The following is a 19,754-nucleotide window of genomic DNA, read 5'->3' on the forward strand; positions in this document are numbered from 1 at the left end:
CCCCCCGCGTGAACACCAGCACCAGCCCGCAGCCCGCCGCCCGCCCCGCCGCTGGATCCGCCGGCCCGGGCCCCGTCGGCGTCGGCATCGTCGGCGCCGGAACGATCTCCGAGCAGTATCTGGGCAATCTCACCCGGTTCCCGGACCTCGACGTGCGCTTCATCGCCGACATCGACGCCTCCCGCGCCGCCGAGCGCGCCGCCGACTGGGGCGTGCCGGCCTCGGGCAGCTATGAGGAGCTGTTGGCCGACGACGCGATCGAGATCGTGGTCAACCTGACCATCCCTGCCGTCCACGTCGAGGTCGCGAAGCAGGCGATCGCCGCCGGCAAGCATGTCTGGGGCGAGAAGCCCTACGCGCTGGACCGCGAGTCCGGCCGCGAGCTCAAGCATGCGGCCGAGGCGGCCGGCGTCCGCGTCGCCGTCGCTCCGGACACCTTCCTCGGCGCCGGGCTGCAGACCGCCCTGCGGCAGATCCGCGAGGGGGCGGTGGGCACGCCGCTGACCGGCCTGGCGCTCTTCCAGGTGCCGGGCCCGGAGTCCTGGCACCCCAGCCCGGAGTTCCTCTTCGCCCGCGGCGGCGGACCGCTCTTCGACGTCGGCCCCTATTACCTGACCACGCTGGTGCAGGTCTTCGGCCCGGTGCGCCGGGTGGCGGCGACGTCGTCGACGGCGCGGGACAGCCGGGTGATCGGCAGCGGGCCGAAGGCCGGCACCGAGTTCGCCGTCGAGGTGCCCACGCATCACAGCGCGCTGATCGAGTTCGAGTCCGGCTCCAGCGCGCAGGCGGTCTTCAGCTTCGATTCGAAGCTGCCGCGCGCCGGCTTCGTCGAGATCGCCGGCACCGAGGGCACGGCGGTCTTCCCCGACCCCAACGAGTTCGGCGGCGAGACCACGCTGCACACCGGCGACGGCGCCTCGCGGACCGTGGAGCCGACCGGCACCTTCACCACCCGCGGCACCGGAGCGGCCGACTTGGCGCGCTGCCTGCGCTCGGGAGAGGCCGAGCGGGTCCCCGGGGAGCTGGCCTTCCACACCCTGGACGTCATGGTCGCGATCACAGAGGCCGCCGCGTCGGGGCAGTTCGTCGAGGTGAGCTCCACCGTCGAGCCCTCCGCGCTGCTGCCCGACGGGTGGGACCCCACCGAGCGCACGCTCTGACCCGTCCCGACTCCGACGATCTCCCGGGCCGCGGGCCGGCAGGCCGTCCGCGCCGATCCGACGCGCAGAGAAGAGAGGTACTCGATATGCAGAAGCTGACAGTCGGCATCGTCGGCGGCGGGTTCATGGGGCGCGTGCACAGCCATGCCGCCCGCGCGGCCGGCGCCGAGGTGGTGGGGGTGACCTCCTCGAGCCCCGAACGCTCCGCCGCGGCCGCGGCAGAGCTGGGCACCGCCGCCGTCGACGACGTCGCAGCGCTGGTCGAGCAGGTCGACGTCGTCCACGTCTGCTCGCCCAACGCCGCCCACGCCGGGCATGTGCGCACCGCGCTGGAGGCCGGCCGCCACGTGGTCTGCGAGAAGCCGCTGGCCCTCGACGCCGCCGAGGCCGAGGACCTGGCCGCGCGGGCCGTCGACGCCGGCGTCGTCGCCGCCGTGCCCTTCATCTACCGCTTCCACCCGATGGCTAGGCAGGCCGCGGCCCATGTGGCCGCCGGGGAGCTGGGTCGACTGCTCACCGTCCGCGGCTCCTATCTGCAGGACTGGATGCTCGACCCCGAGGCCGGCAACTGGCGGGTGGATCCGCAGGCGGCGGGGCGCTCGCGGGCCTTCGGCGACGTCGGCTCGCATCTGGCCGATCTGCTGGAGTTCCTCTCCGGCGACCGGATCGTCCGGCTGGCCGCGGCGACGACGATCGCCCACCCGCGGCGCGGCGGCGTCGAGGTCACCACCGAGGACGCCGCGGCGCTGACCGTGCAGCTGCGCTCCGGGGCGGTGGGCTCGCTGATGGTCTCGCAGGTCGACGCCGGGCGGAAGAACGCGCTGACTCTGGAACTGGCCGGCACCGAGACCAGCGTGGTCTTCGACCAGGAGCATCCCGACGAGCTGTGGATCGGCGGCGTCGAGGCCTCGCGCACGGTGACGCGCGACGCCGCGGCGCTGGCCGACGATGCCGCGCGGCTGAACCTGGTCCCCGCCGGACATCCGATGGGGTATCTGGACGCCTTCGCCGCCTTCGCCCGGGACGTCTACGCCGCCGTCGGCGGCGAGGCTCCGCACGGGCTGCCGGGCTTCGCCGACGGCGCGCGGGCCAACGCGGTCATCGACGCAGTGGTCTCCTCGGCCGAGCACGGCGGCTGGGTGGACCTGGACTGAGCGGGCCAGCGCCCGCAGGATCGACGACGGGGCTGACGTCAGCACCGACGTCAGCAACGACGACATCATCGAATCAGCACCGACGACAGGACAGGAACGCACGATGAGCGACACGCAGCATGCCTCGCACCCGGTGACGCTGTTCACCGGCCAGTGGGCGGACATGGAGTTCGAGGAGCTGGCCCGCCGGGCGGCGGACTGGGGCTACGACGGGCTGGAGATCGCCGCCTCGGGCGACCATCTGGACCTGAAGCGCGCCGACGAGGACGATGCCTATCTGCAGTCTCGGCTGGACATCCTCGAGGAGCACGGGCTGAAGGTCTGGGCGATCTCCCACCATCTGGGCGGCCAGGCGGTCTGCGACGACCCGATCGACTTCCGGCACCAGGCCATCCTGCGTGACTACGTCTGGGGCGACGGCGACCCGGAGGGAGTCCGCACCCGGGCGGCCGAGGACATGAAGCGCTCGGCGCGCGTGGCGCGCAAGCTCGGCGCCGACGTCGTCGTCGGCTTCACCGGCTCGCAGATCTGGAAGTATGTGGCGATGTTCCCGCCGGTCCCGGCCGATGTCATCGACGCCGGCTACCAGGACTTCGCCGACCGTTGGAACCCGATCATGGACGAGTTCGACGCCCAGGGGGTGAAGTTCGCCCTCGAAGTCCACCCCTCGGAGATCGCCTACGACCACTGGACGACGGTGCGCGCCCTGGAGGCCATCGGCCATCGCGAGGCCTTCGGGCTGAACTGGGACCCCTCGCACATGCTCTGGCAGGGCATCGACACCGTGGGATTCATCACCGACTTCGCCGACCGGATCTACCACGTCGACTGCAAGGACACCCGACTGCGCCCGGCCACCGGTCGGGCGGGGCTGCTCGGCTCGCATCTGCCCTGGGGCGACCCGCGGCGGCGCTGGGACTTCGTCTCCACCGGCCACGGCGACGTGCCCTGGGAGGACGCCTTCCGCGCGCTGAACCACATCGGCTACGACGGGCCGATCTCCATCGAGTGGGAGGACGCCGGCATGGACCGGCTGCACGGCGCCGCCGAGGCGATCGGGCGGATCCGCGAGCTGCTCTGGAAGCAGCCCGAGGCCTCCTTCGACGCCGCCTTCTCCCAGCAGTAGGGGAGTCGGCGCCTTCACCCGGCGGCGCCCGAGACGGGGCGGGAATGGGCCGGACTCGGCGGGGCGGCGTACCATGGGGACAGCCGGGTCCATCCCCGACCAGAGACAGAAGTCCACATCCCAGGAGTGTCTGTGACCGCCATCAACCTCGGCATGCCGGCGTCCCCGCCGCCGGTGCTCGCACCGCGCCGGACGACGCGCAACTTCCAGGTCGGCGACGTCGGCGTCGGCAGCGACCATCCGGTCTCGGTGCAGTCGATGACGACCACCAAGACGCATGACATCAATGCCACGCTGCAGCAGATCGCCGAGCTGACCGCCTCCGGCTGCGACATCGTCCGGGTGGCCTGCCCGACCGACAAGGACGCCGAGGCGCTGCCGATCATCGCGCAGAAGTCGAAGATCCCGGTGATCGCCGACATCCATTTCCAGCCGAAGTACGTCTTCGCCGCGATCGAGGCCGGCTGCGGCGCGGTGCGCGTGAACCCGGGCAACATCATCAAGTTCGACGACAAGGTCGGCGAGATCGCCCAGGCTGCCAAGGACGCCGGCGTCTCATTGCGCATCGGGGTCAACGCCGGCTCGCTGGACAAGCGGCTGATGGAGAAGCACGGCAAGGCCACCCCGGAGGCGCTGGTCGAGTCCGCCGTGCGGGAGGCCGCGCTCTTCGAGGAGCACGACTTCCACGACTTCAAGATCTCGGTGAAGCACCACGACCCGGTGGTCATGGTCCAGGCCTACGAGCAGCTCGCCGAGCGCGGCGACTGGCCGCTCCACCTGGGCGTGACCGAAGCCGGTCCGGCCTTCCAGGGCACGATCAAGTCCTCCACGGCCTTCGGCTCGCTGCTGTCGCAGGGGATCGGCGACACCATCCGTGTCTCGCTCTCGGCCCCGCCCGCCGAGGAGGTCAAGGTCGGGGCGCAGATCCTGGAGTCGCTGAACCTGCGGCCGCGGAAGCTGGAGATCGTCTCCTGCCCGTCCTGCGGGCGCGCGCAGGTCGACGTCTACAAGCTGGCCGACGAGGTCACCGCCGGCCTGGAGGGCATGGAGCATCCGCTGCGCGTGGCCGTGATGGGCTGCGTGGTCAACGGACCGGGTGAAGCGCGCGACGCCGACCTGGGCGTGGCTTCGGGCAACGGCAAGGGCCAGATCTTCGTCAAGGGCGAGGTCGTCCGGACTGTGCCCGAGGACCAGATCGTGGAGACGCTGATCGATGAGGCGAACCGCCTCGCGGAGGAGATGGATCTCGACACCGATGGAGATGCTCCGGCAGCGGGTGCCCCTGTGGTCTCCGTCAGCTGACACGCTCGCCGCGCGGATCCGCGCCGCCGCCGACGGGGCGGTGCGGATCCTCGAGGAGGACGACGCCCCGGCTCTGCGGCGCCTGCTGGACGCAGAGCCGATCTCCTCTGCCTCAGTGGTCACCACGCTCGCCGCCCGGGGAGGGGCCGGCCCCGCGGACGGCCGCGGCGGTCCGCTCTTCCTGGGCATCGACGCCGAGACCCGCGGCGGCGCGGCCGGCGAGCTGGACGCCGCCTGCTGGGTGGGCTCGAACATCAACCCCGTCGGAGCCGACGAGCACGCCGCCGAGCGCTTCGGGCTGGCCATCGGGGCGATGCGCCGGCGCGTCTCGTCCATCTACGGTCCGTCCGCGGCGGTGCTGGAGCTCTTCGACGCCGCCGGCTGGCGCAGTCCGCGCGACATCCGCGGGGTGCAGCCGCTGATGGCCACAGACCGGACCCCCGACGTCGCCCCGCTGGACGGGGTGCGCCCGGCGCTGCCGGAGGATTTCGACGTCGTCGAGCCGGCCTGCGCGGCGATGTTCACCGAAGAGCTGGGCTTCTCGCCCTATCGGCACGGCGCGGCCGGCTACCAGGAGCGGATCCGTCGGCTGATCGCCGACGGGCACGCGATGGTGCTGCTCGATCCCGTCACTCGCGAGGTGGTCTTCAAAGCCGAGTTCGGCGCGGTCACCGATCATGTGGTCCAGGTCCAGGGCGTCTGGGTGCGTCCCGCCGACCGCGGCCGCGGCCTGGCCGCGCCCGGGATGGCCGCCGTCGTCGAGCACGGTCTGCAGCTGGCCCCGACGGTCAGCCTGTATGTGAACAGCTACAACGACGCCGCGCTGCGCACCTATCGGAAGGTGGGCTTCGAACAGGTCGGGACCTTCTCCACGATCCTGTTCTGAATCCTTTGCGGCCCTCGACCGACCCTCGACCGGCCTGGGTGCGAGCCTGCGCCGGCGGTCGTCGGGGATATGCTGGCGAACATGCCGCCTCGCAGTCCCCGCGCCACGATGAAGGACGTCGCCGCGCTGGCCCGCGTCTCGCCGAAGACGGTGTCCAACGTGGTCACCGGTTCGGCCCAGGTCAGCGAGCCCACGCGCCAGCGCGTGGAGGATGCGATGCGGCAGCTGGACTTCGTCCCGAATCTCAGCGCCCGCACGCTGCGCAATGGACGCACCGGCATCATCGGCCTGGCGCTGCCGGATCTGTCCACCGCCTTCTCCGCCGACCTGACCCATGCCGTGGTCCAGGAGGCGCACCGGCGCGGCCAGGCGGTGCAGATCGAGGAGACCGCCGCCGAGCCGGATCGCGAGCATGATCTGGTCTCCCGGGCGCGGGCTCATCTGATCGACGGCCTCATCCTCAACCCGGTGCGGCTGGAGGACAGCGCCGTCGAGCACGAGGAGAGCCTGCCGCCGGTGGTGCTCATCGGCGAGGTCGAGCAGACGCGGACCGACCGGGTGTTCATCGACTCGCGCCGCGCGGCCGAGGAGGTCACCGCCCACATGCTCTCCCGCGGAGCTCGGCGCCTGGTCGCCCTCGGCGGCGCCGAGCACGGGGAACGGGCGACGGCGACCGCGCGACTGCGCCTGCAGGGCTTCCGCGATGCGCACGCCGCGGCGGGGCTGTCCTCCGCCCCGGAGCGCGAGCTGGGGGTCTGGCCCTGGTCGATCGGCGGCGGCGCCGAGGCTGTGGAGCAGCTCGTCTCCGCCGGCGTGGAGTTCGACGGGATCGTGGCCTTCACCGACTCGATCGCCATGGGCGCGCGGCATGCGCTCCACCGGCATGGACTGTCGGTCCCCGACGACGTGCTGCTCTCCGGCTTCGACGACGTCGAGCACGCCGCCTACAGCATCCCGCCGCTGACCACCGTCGGCTTCGACCATCACGACTATGCCGTCGCGGCGCTGGACCTGCTGGCCGCCCGGCTCGACGATCGCAGCCGAGCGACGCGGGCCGAGCCGATCGCGCATCGGCTCATCGTCCGGGGCAGCACCGGGGATCCCGGCGCGGCGCCGCGCGGCCACCGGCCGGCCTGAGAGCCGGCCCCGGCGGGCCGCGTCTCCTCCAATGGTGACGATCTGGAATGCATGTGTCTTGCCTCACCATTTACAACGATGTAAGATCACTGTCAGCCACATCACGGCACGATGAGTGGAGGATGGCAGTTCCATGATCACCAGACGACAGCTGCTCGGCGGAGTCGGGGCCCTCGCGGGCGCCGGGGCTCTGGCCGGCTGCGCACCCACCGGCGGACCGCCGGGCACCGCCACGCTGCAGTTCTGGCATCTGCTCGCCGGCGGCGACGGCATCACCATGCAGCAGATGCTCGACCGCATCAACGGATCCCAGGTCGACTACTACGTCCGGCCGACAGTGCTGCAGTGGGGCACTCCGTACTACACCAAGCTGGCCATGGCCGGTTCGGGCGGTCGCGCGCCGGAGGTGGCCATCATGCACTCCTCACGGGTGCCGGGCTACGTCCCCGGCGGGCTGCTCGATCCCTGGGACACCGGCCGGCTCGCCGAGCTCGGCGTCAGCCAGGACACGTTCACCACGCCGATCTGGAACAACAGCATGGTCGGCGACGAGCTCTACAGCGTCCCGCTCGACGCCCACCCGTTCCTGATGTTCTCCAACCGCGAGGTCCTGCAGAAGGCCGGAATCCTGGAGGACGGGGGCTTCCCGCAGGTGAACTCGCCCGACGCCTTCCTCGAGGCGCTGCGCGAGGTCGCCGCCGCCTCCACGGGACACGCCCTGTCCTACGGCTTCATCTCCGACGGCACGCAGATGTGGCGGCTCTTCTACACCTTCTACGCCCAGCACGGGGCCGAGATGTCCTTCCCGCAGGGCGGGCCGGCGGAGATCGACGACGAAGCCGCCAAGGACTCGCTGGAGATGATGCACCAGCTGGTCGACGGGGAGATCGCCGCACGCCAGGGCACCATCGACTCGGGCATCGCCGAGTTCGCCGGAGGCGACAGCGGACTGCTTTTCTCCGGCGTGTGGGAGCTGCCGACGATGCAGGACGCCGGCATCGACGTGAACATCCAGATGATCCCGCCGGTCTTCGGCGAGCTGACGACCTACGCGGATTCGCACGCCTTCGTGCTGCCGCATCAGCAGGATCCCGACCCGCAGAAGCGCGAGGACACCTACGCCTTCGTCGCCGAGCTGCTGAAGGGCTCCATCGACTGGGCCGAGGCCGGCCACATCCCCGCCTACGTGCCGGTGACCGAGGAGCCCGCCTATGCCGACCTGCGGCCGCAGGCGAACTACGCGAACGCCGCCGAGCACATCGTCTACGACCCCAAGGCCTGGTTCACCGGCTCGGGGGCGAACTTCCAGGCCGACTTCGGCCAGGCGGTCCAGAGCGCCATCCTCAGCGGCTCCGGCTATCAGGAGGCGGTGGACAGCCTGCGCTCGATGGTGGACGAGATCCTCGCCGAGCCGAACCCCGTCGACCCTGAAGGGACGTGGAACGCATGAGCATGGCTCCGCAGACTGCCCAGCCGCCGGTGCCGGCGGGCCGCGTCGGGACGACCGAGCCGGCCGCCCCGATCACTGCCGAGGCCGAGGCCAGCGCCCGGAGGGCGCGGAAGAAGAATCGGCTGGTCGCCCTGGCCTTCCTGGCCCCGTTCCTCGCCGCCTTCCTGCTGTTCGTGGTGTGGCCGATGATCCACGGCTTCTATCTGAGCTTCACCAATCAGTCGCTCACCGGATCCGGAGGCAGCCTGGTCGGCTTCGACAATTACGCCGAGGCCTTCTCCGACCCGAAGATGTGGGGGTCGATCCGCAACACGGTGTGGTTCACCCTCATCTCCACCGTGCCGCTGGTGATCATCGCCATGGCCATGGCGCTGCTGGTGAACACCGGGCTGCCCGGCCAGTGGCTCTGGCGGCTGTCCTTCTTCATGCCGTTCCTGCTGGCATCCACGGTCATCTCGCAGATCTGGAGCTGGATCTTCAACCCGGAGATCGGCCTGGCCAACGAGGTCCTCGGGGCGGTCGGGATCGGCCCGATCGCCTGGCTGCAGACGCCGCATCTGGATCTGATCTCGATCACCATCGCGACGGTCTGGTGGACGGTGGGCTTCAACTTCCTGCTCTACCTGGCCGCGCTGCAGAACATCCCGGAGGTCCAGTACGAGGCCGCCGCCGTCGACGGCGCCAGCCGCTGGCGGCAGATCTGGTCGATCACCATCCCGCAGCTGATGCCGGTGACCGGCGTGGTCTTCGTCCTGCAGATCCTGGCCTCGCTGAAGCTCTTCGACCAGGCCTACCAGATGCTCGGAGGCATCTCCTCGGACACCTCGCGGCCGATCGTGCAGTACATCTTCGAGGCCGGCTTCGTCGGCTATGAGTTCGGCTACGCCGCGGCGATCTCCTACGTGTTCTTCGCGCTGATCCTCGTCGTCGGCATCGTCCAGATGACCATCGTCAACCGCCGGAAGGGGCAGTGATGACGACAGCAACCTCCGTCGCCGACGTCACTGACATCAAGCGCCAGCTCAAACCGGGGGAGCGGCACTTCGGGCCGGCCCGCATCGCCGCCTTCGTCGTGCTGGCCGTCATGGCCCTGACCTGGCTGTTCCCCTTCCTCTGGGCGGTGGTCACCTCATTCAAGACCGAGGGCGACGCCGCCTCGGGCAGCGTCTCGCTGATCGGCGAGAACGGGCTGACCACCCAGGCCTACGAGAAGATCCTGGGCGAGGGCAACGTCTACATCTGGGCGTGGAACAGCCTCTGGACCTCGCTGGTGATCACCGTGATCACCGTGGCGATCTCCGCGCTGGCCGCCTACGCCTTCTCCCGGCTGCACTTCCGCGGACGGACCGCGCTGTTCTTCGCGGTGATCGCCTCGATCATCGTGCCGCCGCAGGTGCTGATCATCCCGCTGTACTACGAGATGCTCGCCTTCAACCTGGTGGACACCCCGTGGGGGCTGATCCTGCCGCAGATCGTCATGGCCCCGATCGTGCTGATCCTGAAGAAGTTCTTCGATGCGGTGCCGATCGAGCTGGAGGACGCCGCCCGCGTCGACGGCGCCGGCCGGCTGAGGGTCTTCCTCTCCGTGGTGCTGCCGCTGTCCCGGCCGATCCTCGGCGCAGTGTCGATCTTCGTGTTCATCCAGGCCTGGAACAACTTCCTGTGGCCGTTCATCGTGCTCAACGACACGATGCTGATGACCCTGCCGGTGGGTCTGCAGACGGTGATCAGCGCCTACGGCGTGCAGTACGCCCAGGTGATGGCCCAGGCGGTGCTCGCCGCGCTGCCGCTGATCGTGGTGTTCCTCTTCTTCCAGCGCCAGATCGTGCAGGGCGTGGCCACCACCGGCTTCGGCGGCCAGTGAGCCGATCTCGGTCCGTCGCCGGGGAGGCTCCGGCGGCGGACCGCCCCGGACCGTCCGATCCCGGCAGCACCGGACACTCTTTCGAATTCATCATGTGAGGATAGGAGACTCATGACCACTGCTCATCTGACCGTCGACCGCGCATTCACCGTCGCGGAGGTCCCCCACCGGCTCTTCGGCTCGTTCGTCGAGCACATGGGGCGCTGTGTCTACACCGGCATCCACGAGCCGGGCCACCCGCAGGCCGACTCCCGCGGATTCCGCCAGGACGTGATGCAGCTGGTCCGCGAGCTGGGGCCGACGGTGGTCCGCTACCCGGGCGGCAACTTCGTCTCCGGCTACCGCTGGGAGGACGGCGTCGGGCCGGTGGAGGACCGCCCGGTGCGCATCGACGGCGCCTGGCACACGGTGGAGACCAACGCCTTCGGCCTCCACGAGTTCGTCGACTGGGCCCGCGAGGCCGACGTCGAGATCATGGAGGCGATCAACCTCGGCACCCGCGGCGTCGAGGAGGCTCGGGCGCTGGTGGAGTATGCCAACCATCCGCAGGGGACCTACTGGTCGGATCTGCGCCGGAAGAACGGCGCGGCCACCGGCACCACCCAGGACCCCTTCGACATCAAGCTGTGGTGCCTGGGCAACGAGCTCGACGGCCCCTGGCAGATCGGCCACAAGACCGCCGACGAGTACGGCCGGCTGGCCCAGGAGTCGGCCAAGGCCATGAAGCTGGTCGACCCGGACATCGAGCTGGTCGCCGTCGGCTCCTCCAACCGCCAGATGCCGACCTTCGGCAGCTGGGAGCACACGGTGCTGTCGCACACCTACGAGGAGGTCGACTACATCTCCATGCACGCCTACTACCAGGAGCACGACGGCGACGCCGCGTCCTTCCTGGCCGAGGCGGTGGACATGGACGCCTTCATCGACGGCGTGGTCGCCACGATCGACGCCGTCAAGGCTGCCGGCAAGCACTCCAAGCAGGTCGACATCTCCTTCGACGAGTGGAACGTCTGGTACCAGACCGGTCTGGACACCGAGGATCAGCCCCATCAGGTGGCCAAGGGCTGGCAAAAGCACCCGCGGCTGATCGAGGACGCCTACAACGTCACCGACGCCGTCGTCGTCGGCACGCTGCTGCATTCGCTGCTGCGCCACGGCGACCGGGTGAAGATCGCCAACCAGGCCCAGCTGGTCAACGTCATCGCCCCGATCCGCTCGGAGGAGGACGGTCCGGCCTGGCGCCAGTCGATCTTCTGGCCCTTCGCGCGCATCGCGGCCAAGGCCCGCGGGCAGATCATGCGGCTGGCCGTGGACTCGGAGCAGGTCCCGACGCAGAAGTTCGGCGACGTCGACGCCGTCGATGCGACGGTGACCTGGGACGAGGACGCCGGCAAGCTGGTGCTCTTCGTGGCCAACCGCGGTCTCGAAGAGGCCGCCGATGTGGACCTGAATCTCAACGGTCTGCAGGCCACGGCGATCAGCAGCGCCGAGGTGCTGGCAGTCCCGGAGGGCGGCGACCGGCTGACGGCCAACCTGGTCGACAGTCAGGACGCCGTCGGGCTGAAGCCGCTGACCGACGTCGGACTGCAGGACGGGCGGCTGCACATGACGCTGCCGGCGATGTCCTGGGGCGTGGTAGAGCTCGACGTGGCCGCCGCCTGAGCGACGGGACGCGAGTCTCCCCGGGGCGGGCCGCAGGTGAGCTGATGCTGACCTGCGGCCCGCCCGCGCGTCTGCAGGGCCGCGGGGGAGGCGGGCGCGCATACTGAACAGTGCTCGTTCGGGCGTCGACGTCGGCGGCCGGCTCTGCGCCGTGCCCGTCGTCTTCCGGCGTCTACGGGCTCTCATCGAACCCCAGCGTCCCGGGAGGCAGTGATCATGGCCCGTGCTGATCGTGGTCCCCGCGGCCGGCGACGGCCCGCGCGCAGTATGCTCGCCCTGGCCGCCGCGGCGAGCCTGGCCCTGGCCGGCTGCGGCCAGGATCCCGCCGCCGTCGAGCAGGACTCGGGCGATGAGGAGGTGCCGGATCCCGGAGGTCCGGAGCAGCTCACCGCCCCCGACCCCTCCGGCGATCAGCAGTCCCACCAGACGATGCGCGAGGCGCTGCGTACGGTCTACGGGTCGGCGACGCTGACCGACACGGACGATGTGCTGCCCGGCGCCCGCGATCTGGAGACCGAGCTGCAGCGTCTGGCGGTGGACCCGCAGGAGTGCAAGCAGTATGTGATGACCTCCGCGATGCCCGTCCCCGCCGACGCGCTGATCGCCGCGGCGCAGGTCTCGGAGGGGGAGTCGGGATCGGACGGGCGCGGCTCCGGGGACTCCGGCGGCTCCGGAGGCTCCGGAGGCTCCGGCGGCTCGGAGGGCTCGGGTCGGTCAGGGGACTCGTCCGGGTCGTCGTCCGGGCCGCTGACCGCCGGCCGCGAGGCGACGGTGATGTCCTTCCTCGACGTCGAGGCCGCCGCGGCACGGATCGACGGTGAGCAGGAGGGCGTGGAGAACTGCCCGGATTACACCACCAGCCGCGGCTCCGAATCGGACTCCGACTCCGACGACGAGGGCGACGATGTCAGCACCGAGACGACGGTGGAGGAGGAGTCGGTGCACACCGCTGCAGAGCAGGGCTTCGCCGTGATCCGCGAGGTCTCCGGCGGCGGCTCGACGAGCCGATCGGTCAACGTGCTGCTGCGCGAGGGTGCCCAACTGGTCACCGTCTCCGCCTCCGTCGACGGTGAGCTCAGCTCCGACAGTACTGAAAAGGCTGTCGAGACGGTGCAGAAGGAGGCCGCCCGCGTGCTCGGCGAGGTCGCCGGCGAGGACCTGAGCCTGGAGGAGGAGTCCGACGACGACTCGGGCGACGGCTCCGACAGCGACGGCGGCTCCGACAGCTCCGACGGCGACGGCGGCTCGAGCGACCAGGGCTGAGCGGGCGCCGGGGAACGTCGTCGGGCCGTGGCCGCCGTCGCCCTTTAGTAGACTTCACCGAGCATCCGTCCCCGCGCCCGGAATCGAGTAGAACGTGCCTCTGAGACTCTCCTCCCTCTTCCTCCGCACTCTGCGTGACAATCCCGCCGACGCCGAGGTCGCCAGCCACCAGCTGATGGTGCGCGCCGGCTGCATCCGCCGTGCGGCGCCGGGGATCTACTCCTGGCTGCCGCTGGGCATGAAGCTGCTGCGGAACCTGGAGGAGATCGTGCGCGAGGAGATGGAGCACATCGGCTCGCAGGAGGTGCACTTCCCCGCGCTGCTGCCGAAGGAGCCCTATGAGGCCACGGGTCGCTGGGCGGACTACGGCGACAACATGTTCCGACTGCAGGACCGCAAGGATGCCGACTATCTGCTGGCCCCCACTCACGAGGAGGTCTTCACCCTGGCGGTGAAGGATCTGTACACCTCGTACAAGGACCTGCCGCTGTCGATCTACCAGATCCAGACCAAGTACCGCGACGAGGCGCGTCCGCGGGCCGGACTGCTGCGCGGCCGCGAGTTCATCATGAAGGACTCCTACTCCTTCGCCCTGGAGCAGCAGGACCAGGACGCCGCCTACGCGGCGCATCGCGCGGCCTATCTGCGGATCTTCGACCGTCTGGGCCTGGAAGTGGTGCCCGTCGACGCCGTCTCCGGAGCCATGGGCGGCTCGGCCAGCGAGGAGTTCCTCTTCCCCTGCGCCATCGGCGAGGACACCTTCGTCGAGTCCGACGGCGGCTACCGCGCCAATGTCGAGGCGGTCACCACGGTGGCGCCGGAGCCGGTGGACGCCTCCGGGCTGCCGCCCGCCGAGGTCCATCACACCCCGGGCACCGACACCATCGAGACGCTGGTCGCCGCCGCGCAGGCCGACCACCCGCGCCTGGACCGCGCCTGGACCGCGGCGGACACGCTGAAGAATGTGGTCATCGGCGTCGACATGCCCGACGGCACCCGGAAGGTCGCGGTCATCGGCCTGCCCGGCGACCGGGCGGCGGACTTCAAGCGCATCGAGGCCGCCGTCGGCGAGCACCTGGGTGCGGCCGGCGAGGTCGCCGTCGAGGCCGGCACCGAGGCCGACCTGCGGGCGAACCCGGGGCTGGTGCGCGGCTACATCGGACCGGGGCTGAGCCGCGAGGAGCCGGTGCTCGGCGTCGAGGGCTCCTCCGGCGTCCCCTATCTGGTCGACCCGCGCGTGGTCGAGGGCACCAGCTGGATCACCGGCGCCAACGCGCCCGACCAGCACGTCTTCGGCCTGGTCGCCGGCCGGGACTTCAGCTGGGACGGCGTCATCGAGGCCGCCGAGGTCCGGGAGGGCGACGAGGCGCCGGACGGCTCCGGCCCGCTGCGCACCCGCCGCGGCATCGAGCTGGGTCACATCTTCCACCTGGGCACCGGCTACGCCGAGGCGCTGGGCCTGAAGGTCCTGGACGTCAACGGCAAGCTGGCCACGGTGACGATGGGCTCCTACGGCTTCGGCGTCACCCGCGTGCTGGCCGCCCTCGCCGAGGCCAACCACGATGAGAAGGGGCTGATCTGGCCGGGCTCGATCGCGCCGGCCGATGTGCACGTGGTCGCCACGGGCAAGGACCAGGCCATCCACGACGCCGCCGAGCAGCTGGTCGCCGATCTGGAGGCCTCCGGAGTCTCCACGCTCTTCGACGACCGGCCGAAGGTCTCGCCGGGGGTGAAGTTCTCCGACGCCGAGCTGCTGGGCATGCCCACCATCGTGGTGGTCGGCCGCGGCCTGGCCGAGGGGAACGTGGAGCTGAAGGATCGCCGCAGCGGCGAGTCCGATCAGGTGCGGCTCGACGGCGCGGTCTCGGTGATCGCCGAGCGCGCCGCCGCGCTGCGCTGAGCCGCGGCACGACGCCGTGGAGCTGATCGCCGATCTGCTGAGCACGTCCTTCGAGGGCGTCTCCTGGGTGACGCTGGTGCTGCTGGTCCTGGTGGGATTCAGCGCCGGCTGGGTCGACGCCGTCGTCGGCGGCGGAGGACTGCTGCAGCTGCCGGTGCTGCTGACCGTGCCGGGGATCAGCCCGGTGCAGGCGCTGGCGACGAACAAGCTGGGCTCGATCTTCGGCACCACCACCTCGGCGCTGACCTATATCCGCCGGGTGCGTCCGAGTCTGCGCACCGCCGCGCCGACGGCGCTGGCCGCCCTGGCGGCGAGCTACCTGGGCGCGAAGGTCGCCGCCTGGCTGCCCGAGGAGGTCATCACTCCGGTCATCATCGCCGCGCTGCTGGGCGTGGGGATCTTCACCGCGGCCAAGCCGCACGTGGGGAAGCTGGAGCGGCTGCGCCACGTCGGGCTGGGGCATCTGGCCCGCGCCGTCGGCGTCGGGGCCGTGGTCGGCTTCTACGACGGCGTGCTGGGCCCGGGCACCGGGACGTTCCTGATCATCGGGCTGGTCATGGTGCTGGGATTCAACTTCCTCAACGCCTCGGCGCACGCGAAGATCGTCAACGTCGCGACGAACGTCGGCGCGCTGCTGTCCTTCGGCCCGGCCGGGCACGTGCTGGTCGGGCTCGGGCTGCTGCTGGGCGCGGCGAATCTGCTCGGCGGCTACACCGGCGCCCGGATGGCCATCGCGAAGGGGTCGCAGTTCGTCCGCGTCATCTTCCTGATCGTGGTCTTCGTCCTGGTCGCCAAGCTCGGCTGGGATCTGCTGGCCGAATGGTTCTGAGGCGGCGTGTCCGACCGGGGCGCCGAGTCAGCCGCGCGGCGCCCCGGCCTGGTGCAGGATGCTCCGGAGGGCTCGCGGCTCCCGCAGCTCCGGCCATCCCCAGCGGGCGACGCCGTGGCCCAGGGCGCGGAGCCCGTCCTCCCGGCGCTTCTCCGCGATCACGACGTCGGCGGGGTCGAGGCCGGCGAGGTCCTGGGCGCGGGAGTACTTCACCTCGCCGTCGAACTCGCCGACGAGGCCGGCCTCGGGCCAGTAGAAGTCGACCCGCGCCAGCCGCCCGTCCGGAAGCTTGAACTCGATCTGCAGCTCGGGCGGGGCGAAGCCGAGCTCGGCGATCAGCACGCGGGAGACCGACTCGCCGACCGACTCGGCGCGCGGATCGGCGAAGGCGCGCAGCTGCTGCCAGCGGCGAGCCCGTCGGCGGGGGAGGAGCTCGACGTCGGCGGCGAGCGTCTCATCGAGGAGCGGCGGCAGGTGCGGGGCCAGGCGCTCGGATCCGAGTGCGTCGAGCACGCCGACGGCTGAGCCGGTGCCGAGCCGGGGGACGGTGTCCAGCAGAACCTGCGGCAGCGGCTCGAGCTGCACGGGGATCGAGGGCGGGCGCCAGAGGTCGCCGTCGGGGAATCGCGACGACACGGGCGCGCCGGTGGTCCCGCCGGTGCGCCGCATCCACTCCGGGGCGAGGGAGCGCTGCAGCGCGAACCCCTGCAGGGCATTCCGCCCTCTGGGGCGCGACCGGGCGCCGTCGTCCGGGACGTCCAGCAGCCGACGGATCGTCGCGGGGCCGGCGGCTCCGGTCAACGCGTCGGGCGGGCGTCGGCCGGATTCCTGAGGACGGGCGGTGCGCCGATGGACGGCGTCGGGGGTGCGCGGCAGCGGCAGGCCGTGGAGCAGCAGGGCCGTCTCTCGGCAGAACACTGCGGCGGGATGATGCAGTGCGGTCGCCGCCGTCGCGACCAGGTGACGATCCCACGGCGGGAGGGTCAGCCAGGCCTCCGCGTCGAAGTAGACGCCGCGGCGGATCCGAAGCAGCTCGCCCCGGGCCACGGTGGCGCTGAGCTCGACGGACTCGTGCGAGCCGTCCGGTCGAGCCTGAGCGCGGACAGGGCGGGCGTCGACGGTGCGGCGCCGTGTCGGGTCGCTGGTCGATGAGGTCATGGCTCGACTGTGCCGCACCCGGCGTCGTCGTCGCCTGTCGCATCGGGGATCTGTGGAGAGGCCCCGTCGACTCCTGCACAGGGTGCCGCCGCGGGCCGGCGGCCCGGTCCCGAGGGCTCCTCCCGCGCCGTCCGGCCTTCGCCCGGCGTTCGCGGGGCCCCGTCCGGCCCTGTCTCACTCGCCGCCAGGCTCCGGGTCGCTCGCGATGGCACCGTCTCTCCCCGTCGAGTTCGGCAGACCTCCTCCAGCTGGACGAGGATTCGGAAACACGACGGGGCCGGCCGGCGCCCCCGCCCAACTGGACGGGGGCAACTGGTCCGCTGGGGCGGGGGAGGGCGACCTCGCCCAGCTGGACGGGGAGAATCGGTCCGCTGCGGCGGAGGGTAGTGGCCCTGCCCAGCTGGACGGGGTCGATCGGTCAGGCGCCCGCCGACGGTGCATCCCCGACGGCGGTGCGTCCCGGTCGGCGGCCCGCCACACCTCCGCCACACCCCACCGCCCCGACCGTGATCAGCGCGACGGAGCCGGGACTCGCCCGGGTGCACCCTGCCGTGCCTACAATCGGGGCGGACCGATGCCCGTGCCGGCCGTCCTGGTCGGCCGGCCCGCCGACCGAGGAGTGCACCTATGGCCGTCCCGCCCCGCGCCCGCGCCGACGAGCAGGCCCGCGACCCGCGGGCCGCCGATCTGGCCCCGCGCCTGGAGCCCACGATCACCGCCCACGGACTGGTCCTCGAGGAGATCGAGCTCACCGCCTCCGGCCCGACGACGATCCTGCGGGTCACCGTCGACTACGCCGAGGGGACCGAGACGGTCGACCTGGACACCGTCGCCGGACTGTCCGAGGCGCTCTCGGCGGTGCTGGACTCCGAGGATCTGATGGCCGAGGCGGAGAACTACGAGCTCGAGGTCACCACGCCGGGCGTCACGCGTCCGCTGGCCGAGCCGCGGCACTACCGGCGCAACATCGGTCGGCTGTTGGAGATCTCGCGCACCGGCGAGGCCGACATCGTCGCCCGACTGGAGGAGGTCACCGAGGACGGCATCCGCGTCGCCGAGCAGAAGCCGGCGCCGAAGAAGGGGATGCCGGTGAAGTACCTCGACCCGGTGGAGATCGCCTTCGAGACGATCACCCGGGCCCGCGTGCAGGTAGAGTTCTCCCAGACGTAGATGCGTCCCGCCGGGGGCGAGGCAGCGGTCGACGACGTCGTCGGCCGCTTCGTCGTCCCTTCCGGCGGGCGCCGCGCCAGCACGAACACCAGCGACCCGCACGAGACAACCCACCACACCACGGACACGACGCCGACCGCTCCGCCGCACCGCCGGCGGCACGCGGCCGACAGCGCGGGAACGACCCGCACTGAGCACCTGAGGACACGATCCGGGCGAAGAACCGGGGCATGAGGACACTGGAGGCACAAGTGGATATCGATATGAGCGCCCTGCGCATGCTCGTCAAAGAGCGTGACATCCCCCTGGAGAGGCTGATCCCCGCCATCGAGCAGGCTCTCGTGCTCGCCTACCACAAGTCTCCCGGGGCGCTGAAGCACGCCCGCGCCGAGATCGACCAGTCGACGGGGCACGTCGCCATCTGGGCCAAGGAGTTCGGCGAGGACGGCGCGGTGCTCGGTGAGTTCGACGACACGCCGAAGGACTTCGGCCGCATCGCGGCCTCCACGGCGCGGCAGGTCATCATGCAGCGCCTGCGCGACGCCGAGGACGACCAGGTGCTCGGCGAGTTCAAGGGGCGCCAGGGCGAGCTCATCTCCGGGCTGGTCCAGCAGGGGCGGAACCCGAACATGGTCCAAGTGGACCTGGGCACTGTCGAGGCGGTGCTCCCGCCGCAGGAGCAGGTCCCCGGCGAGGACTACTCGCACGGTTCGCGGCTGCGCGCCTACGTCGTCGACGTCCACCGCGGCATGAAGGGCCCCTCGATCACCCTCTCGCGCTCTCACCCGGGCCTGGTGGAGAAGCTCTTCGAGCACGAGGTCCCGGAGATCGCCGACGGCACGGTGCGGATCACGTCCATCGCGCGCGAGGCCGGCCACCGCACCAAGATCGCGGTGCGTACCGACGAGCCGGGCATCAACGCCAAGGGCGCCTGCATCGGCGCGATGGGCTCGCGCGTGCGGGCGGTGATGACCGAGCTCAACGACGAGAAGATCGACATCATCGACCACCACGACGACGCGGCCGAGTTCATCGGCAACTCGCTGTCGCCGTCGAAGGTCACCTCGGTGACGATCCTCGACGAGAACGCCCGCTCGGCCCGCGTGGTCGTGCCCGACGACCAACTCTCGCTGGCGATCGGCAAGGAGGGGCAGAACGCCCGGCTGGCGGCGAAGCTCACCGGCTGGCGCATCGACATCATCTCCGAGGCGGGCACCACCCCCGACGAGGTCATCGGCGTCTGAGCACGCCGCCTCCGCCCGGCGACGAGGCGCGCCGGAGCGATTCTGTCCTGACCACCACGAGGGGGTAGACTGTCATGGTCCCTGTCCGCACATGCGTCGGCTGCCGGCGGCGGGTGGATCAGGGAGATGTCGTGAGACTGGTGCTCGCCCCCGAGCAGGTCCGGACCGACGACGGCGAGGCCGTCGCCGGCGGGCCGACCGCCCCGGAGGTGGTCGTCGACGCCGCACGCCGGCTCCCCGGCCGCGGCGCATGGCTGCACCCGGAGCGCGGATGCTTCGAGACGGCGATGCGACGGAAGGCTTTCCATCGGGCCTTCCGCCGGCCGGTCAGCGTCGCACGGCTGGACCTCGAGACGATCGAGGCCGCCGCGCGAGGAACGATGTCCCTGCACACACCGGATGAAAGCGGGTTCAGAGAGATGGATACCCGATGAGCACCGACGGATGAG

General features: G+C 71.1%; 17 protein-coding genes. 16 read left to right on the top strand and 1 reads right to left on the bottom strand.

Features of this window, described 5'->3' with window-relative positions:
* The first annotated feature begins 8 nt into the window (after positions 1–8).
* The 13 genes from GCL72_RS04720 to GCL72_RS04780 all read left to right on the top strand — a co-directional run bounded on the left by GCL72_RS04720 (position 9) and on the right by GCL72_RS04780 (position 15,733).
* Positions 9–1,160 carry a Gfo/Idh/MocA family protein gene (locus GCL72_RS04720; protein ID WP_153143562.1) on the top strand — a complete coding sequence of 384 codons (1,152 nt, stop codon included), beginning with the start codon at positions 9–11 and terminating at the stop codon, positions 1,158–1,160.
* A complete protein-coding gene (locus GCL72_RS04725; protein WP_343030141.1) occupies positions 1,133–2,314 on the top strand; it encodes a Gfo/Idh/MocA family protein in 1,182 nt (393 codons plus the stop codon). Before GCL72_RS04720 ends, GCL72_RS04725 begins: the two co-directional genes overlap by 28 nt.
* Positions 2,315–2,417: 103 nt before the next feature.
* Entirely contained in the window at positions 2,418–3,440 is a 1,023-nt protein-coding gene (locus GCL72_RS04730) for a sugar phosphate isomerase/epimerase family protein (protein ID WP_170289559.1), read from the top strand.
* A gap of 132 nt (positions 3,441–3,572) precedes the next feature.
* Positions 3,573–4,742, top strand: a complete 1,170-nt coding sequence (gene ispG, locus GCL72_RS04735) for a flavodoxin-dependent (E)-4-hydroxy-3-methylbut-2-enyl-diphosphate synthase (protein ID WP_153143564.1) — start codon at positions 3,573–3,575, stop codon at positions 4,740–4,742.
* Positions 4,696–5,628: a GNAT family N-acetyltransferase gene (locus tag GCL72_RS04740; RefSeq protein WP_246161014.1), complete on the top strand. Its 933-nt coding sequence runs from the start codon at positions 4,696–4,698 to the stop codon at positions 5,626–5,628. Before ispG ends, GCL72_RS04740 begins: the two co-directional genes overlap by 47 nt.
* A gap of 81 nt (positions 5,629–5,709) precedes the next feature.
* Entirely contained in the window at positions 5,710–6,765 is a 1,056-nt protein-coding gene (locus GCL72_RS04745) for a LacI family DNA-binding transcriptional regulator (protein ID WP_246161015.1), read from the top strand.
* A gap of 133 nt (positions 6,766–6,898) precedes the next feature.
* Positions 6,899–8,215, top strand: coding sequence for an extracellular solute-binding protein (locus GCL72_RS04750; RefSeq protein WP_153143566.1), 1,317 nt, complete (start codon positions 6,899–6,901; stop codon positions 8,213–8,215).
* Positions 8,212–9,189, top strand: a complete 978-nt coding sequence (locus tag GCL72_RS04755) for a carbohydrate ABC transporter permease (protein ID WP_153143567.1) — start codon at positions 8,212–8,214, stop codon at positions 9,187–9,189. The genes GCL72_RS04750 and GCL72_RS04755 overlap by 4 nt, the downstream gene beginning before the upstream one ends.
* Positions 9,189–10,079 (top strand): carbohydrate ABC transporter permease, encoded by an 891-nt coding sequence (locus GCL72_RS04760; protein WP_153143568.1) that lies wholly within the window; start codon positions 9,189–9,191, stop codon positions 10,077–10,079. The genes GCL72_RS04755 and GCL72_RS04760 overlap by 1 nt, the downstream gene beginning before the upstream one ends.
* 111 nt (positions 10,080–10,190) lie before the next feature.
* Positions 10,191–11,741, top strand: a complete 1,551-nt coding sequence (gene arfA / locus GCL72_RS04765; protein WP_153143569.1) for an arabinosylfuranosidase ArfA — start codon at positions 10,191–10,193, stop codon at positions 11,739–11,741.
* A gap of 216 nt (positions 11,742–11,957) precedes the next feature.
* Positions 11,958–13,004, top strand: a complete 1,047-nt coding sequence (locus GCL72_RS04770; protein ID WP_153143570.1) for a hypothetical protein — start codon at positions 11,958–11,960, stop codon at positions 13,002–13,004.
* Positions 13,005–13,098: 94 nt separating this feature from the next.
* Positions 13,099–14,904 carry a proline--tRNA ligase gene (locus GCL72_RS04775; protein WP_153143571.1) on the top strand — a complete coding sequence of 602 codons (1,806 nt, stop codon included), beginning with the start codon at positions 13,099–13,101 and terminating at the stop codon, positions 14,902–14,904.
* A 16-nt stretch (positions 14,905–14,920) separates the two neighbouring features.
* A complete protein-coding gene (locus GCL72_RS04780; protein WP_153143572.1) occupies positions 14,921–15,733 on the top strand; it encodes a TSUP family transporter in 813 nt (270 codons plus the stop codon).
* 27 nt (positions 15,734–15,760) lie between these two features.
* Here the strand turns inward: GCL72_RS04780 and GCL72_RS04785 are convergent, their stop codons facing one another.
* On the bottom strand, positions 15,761–16,891 hold the full coding sequence (locus GCL72_RS04785) for a hypothetical protein (protein WP_153143573.1): 1,131 nt from the start codon (positions 16,889–16,891) through the stop codon (positions 15,761–15,763).
* 627 nt (positions 16,892–17,518) lie between these two features.
* Between GCL72_RS04785 and GCL72_RS04790 the strand changes: the two genes are divergently transcribed.
* The 3 genes from GCL72_RS04790 to GCL72_RS04800 all read left to right on the top strand — a co-directional run bounded on the left by GCL72_RS04790 (position 17,519) and on the right by GCL72_RS04800 (position 19,739).
* Positions 17,519–18,061 (top strand): ribosome maturation factor RimP, encoded by a 543-nt coding sequence (locus GCL72_RS04790; RefSeq protein WP_153143574.1) that lies wholly within the window; start codon positions 17,519–17,521, stop codon positions 18,059–18,061.
* A gap of 251 nt (positions 18,062–18,312) precedes the next feature.
* Complete coding sequence (nusA, locus tag GCL72_RS04795; RefSeq protein ID WP_153143575.1) at positions 18,313–19,305, top strand: transcription termination factor NusA; 993 nt, start codon at positions 18,313–18,315, stop codon at positions 19,303–19,305.
* A gap of 74 nt (positions 19,306–19,379) precedes the next feature.
* Complete coding sequence (locus GCL72_RS04800) at positions 19,380–19,739, top strand: YlxR family protein (protein ID WP_153143576.1); 360 nt, start codon at positions 19,380–19,382, stop codon at positions 19,737–19,739.
* The last annotated feature ends 15 nt before the right edge of the window (positions 19,740–19,754 follow it).

Origin of the sequence: Nesterenkonia halophila (genome assembly GCF_009467795.1) — a bacterium.
Lineage (GTDB): Bacteria > Actinomycetota > Actinomycetes > Actinomycetales > Micrococcaceae > Nesterenkonia > Nesterenkonia halobia.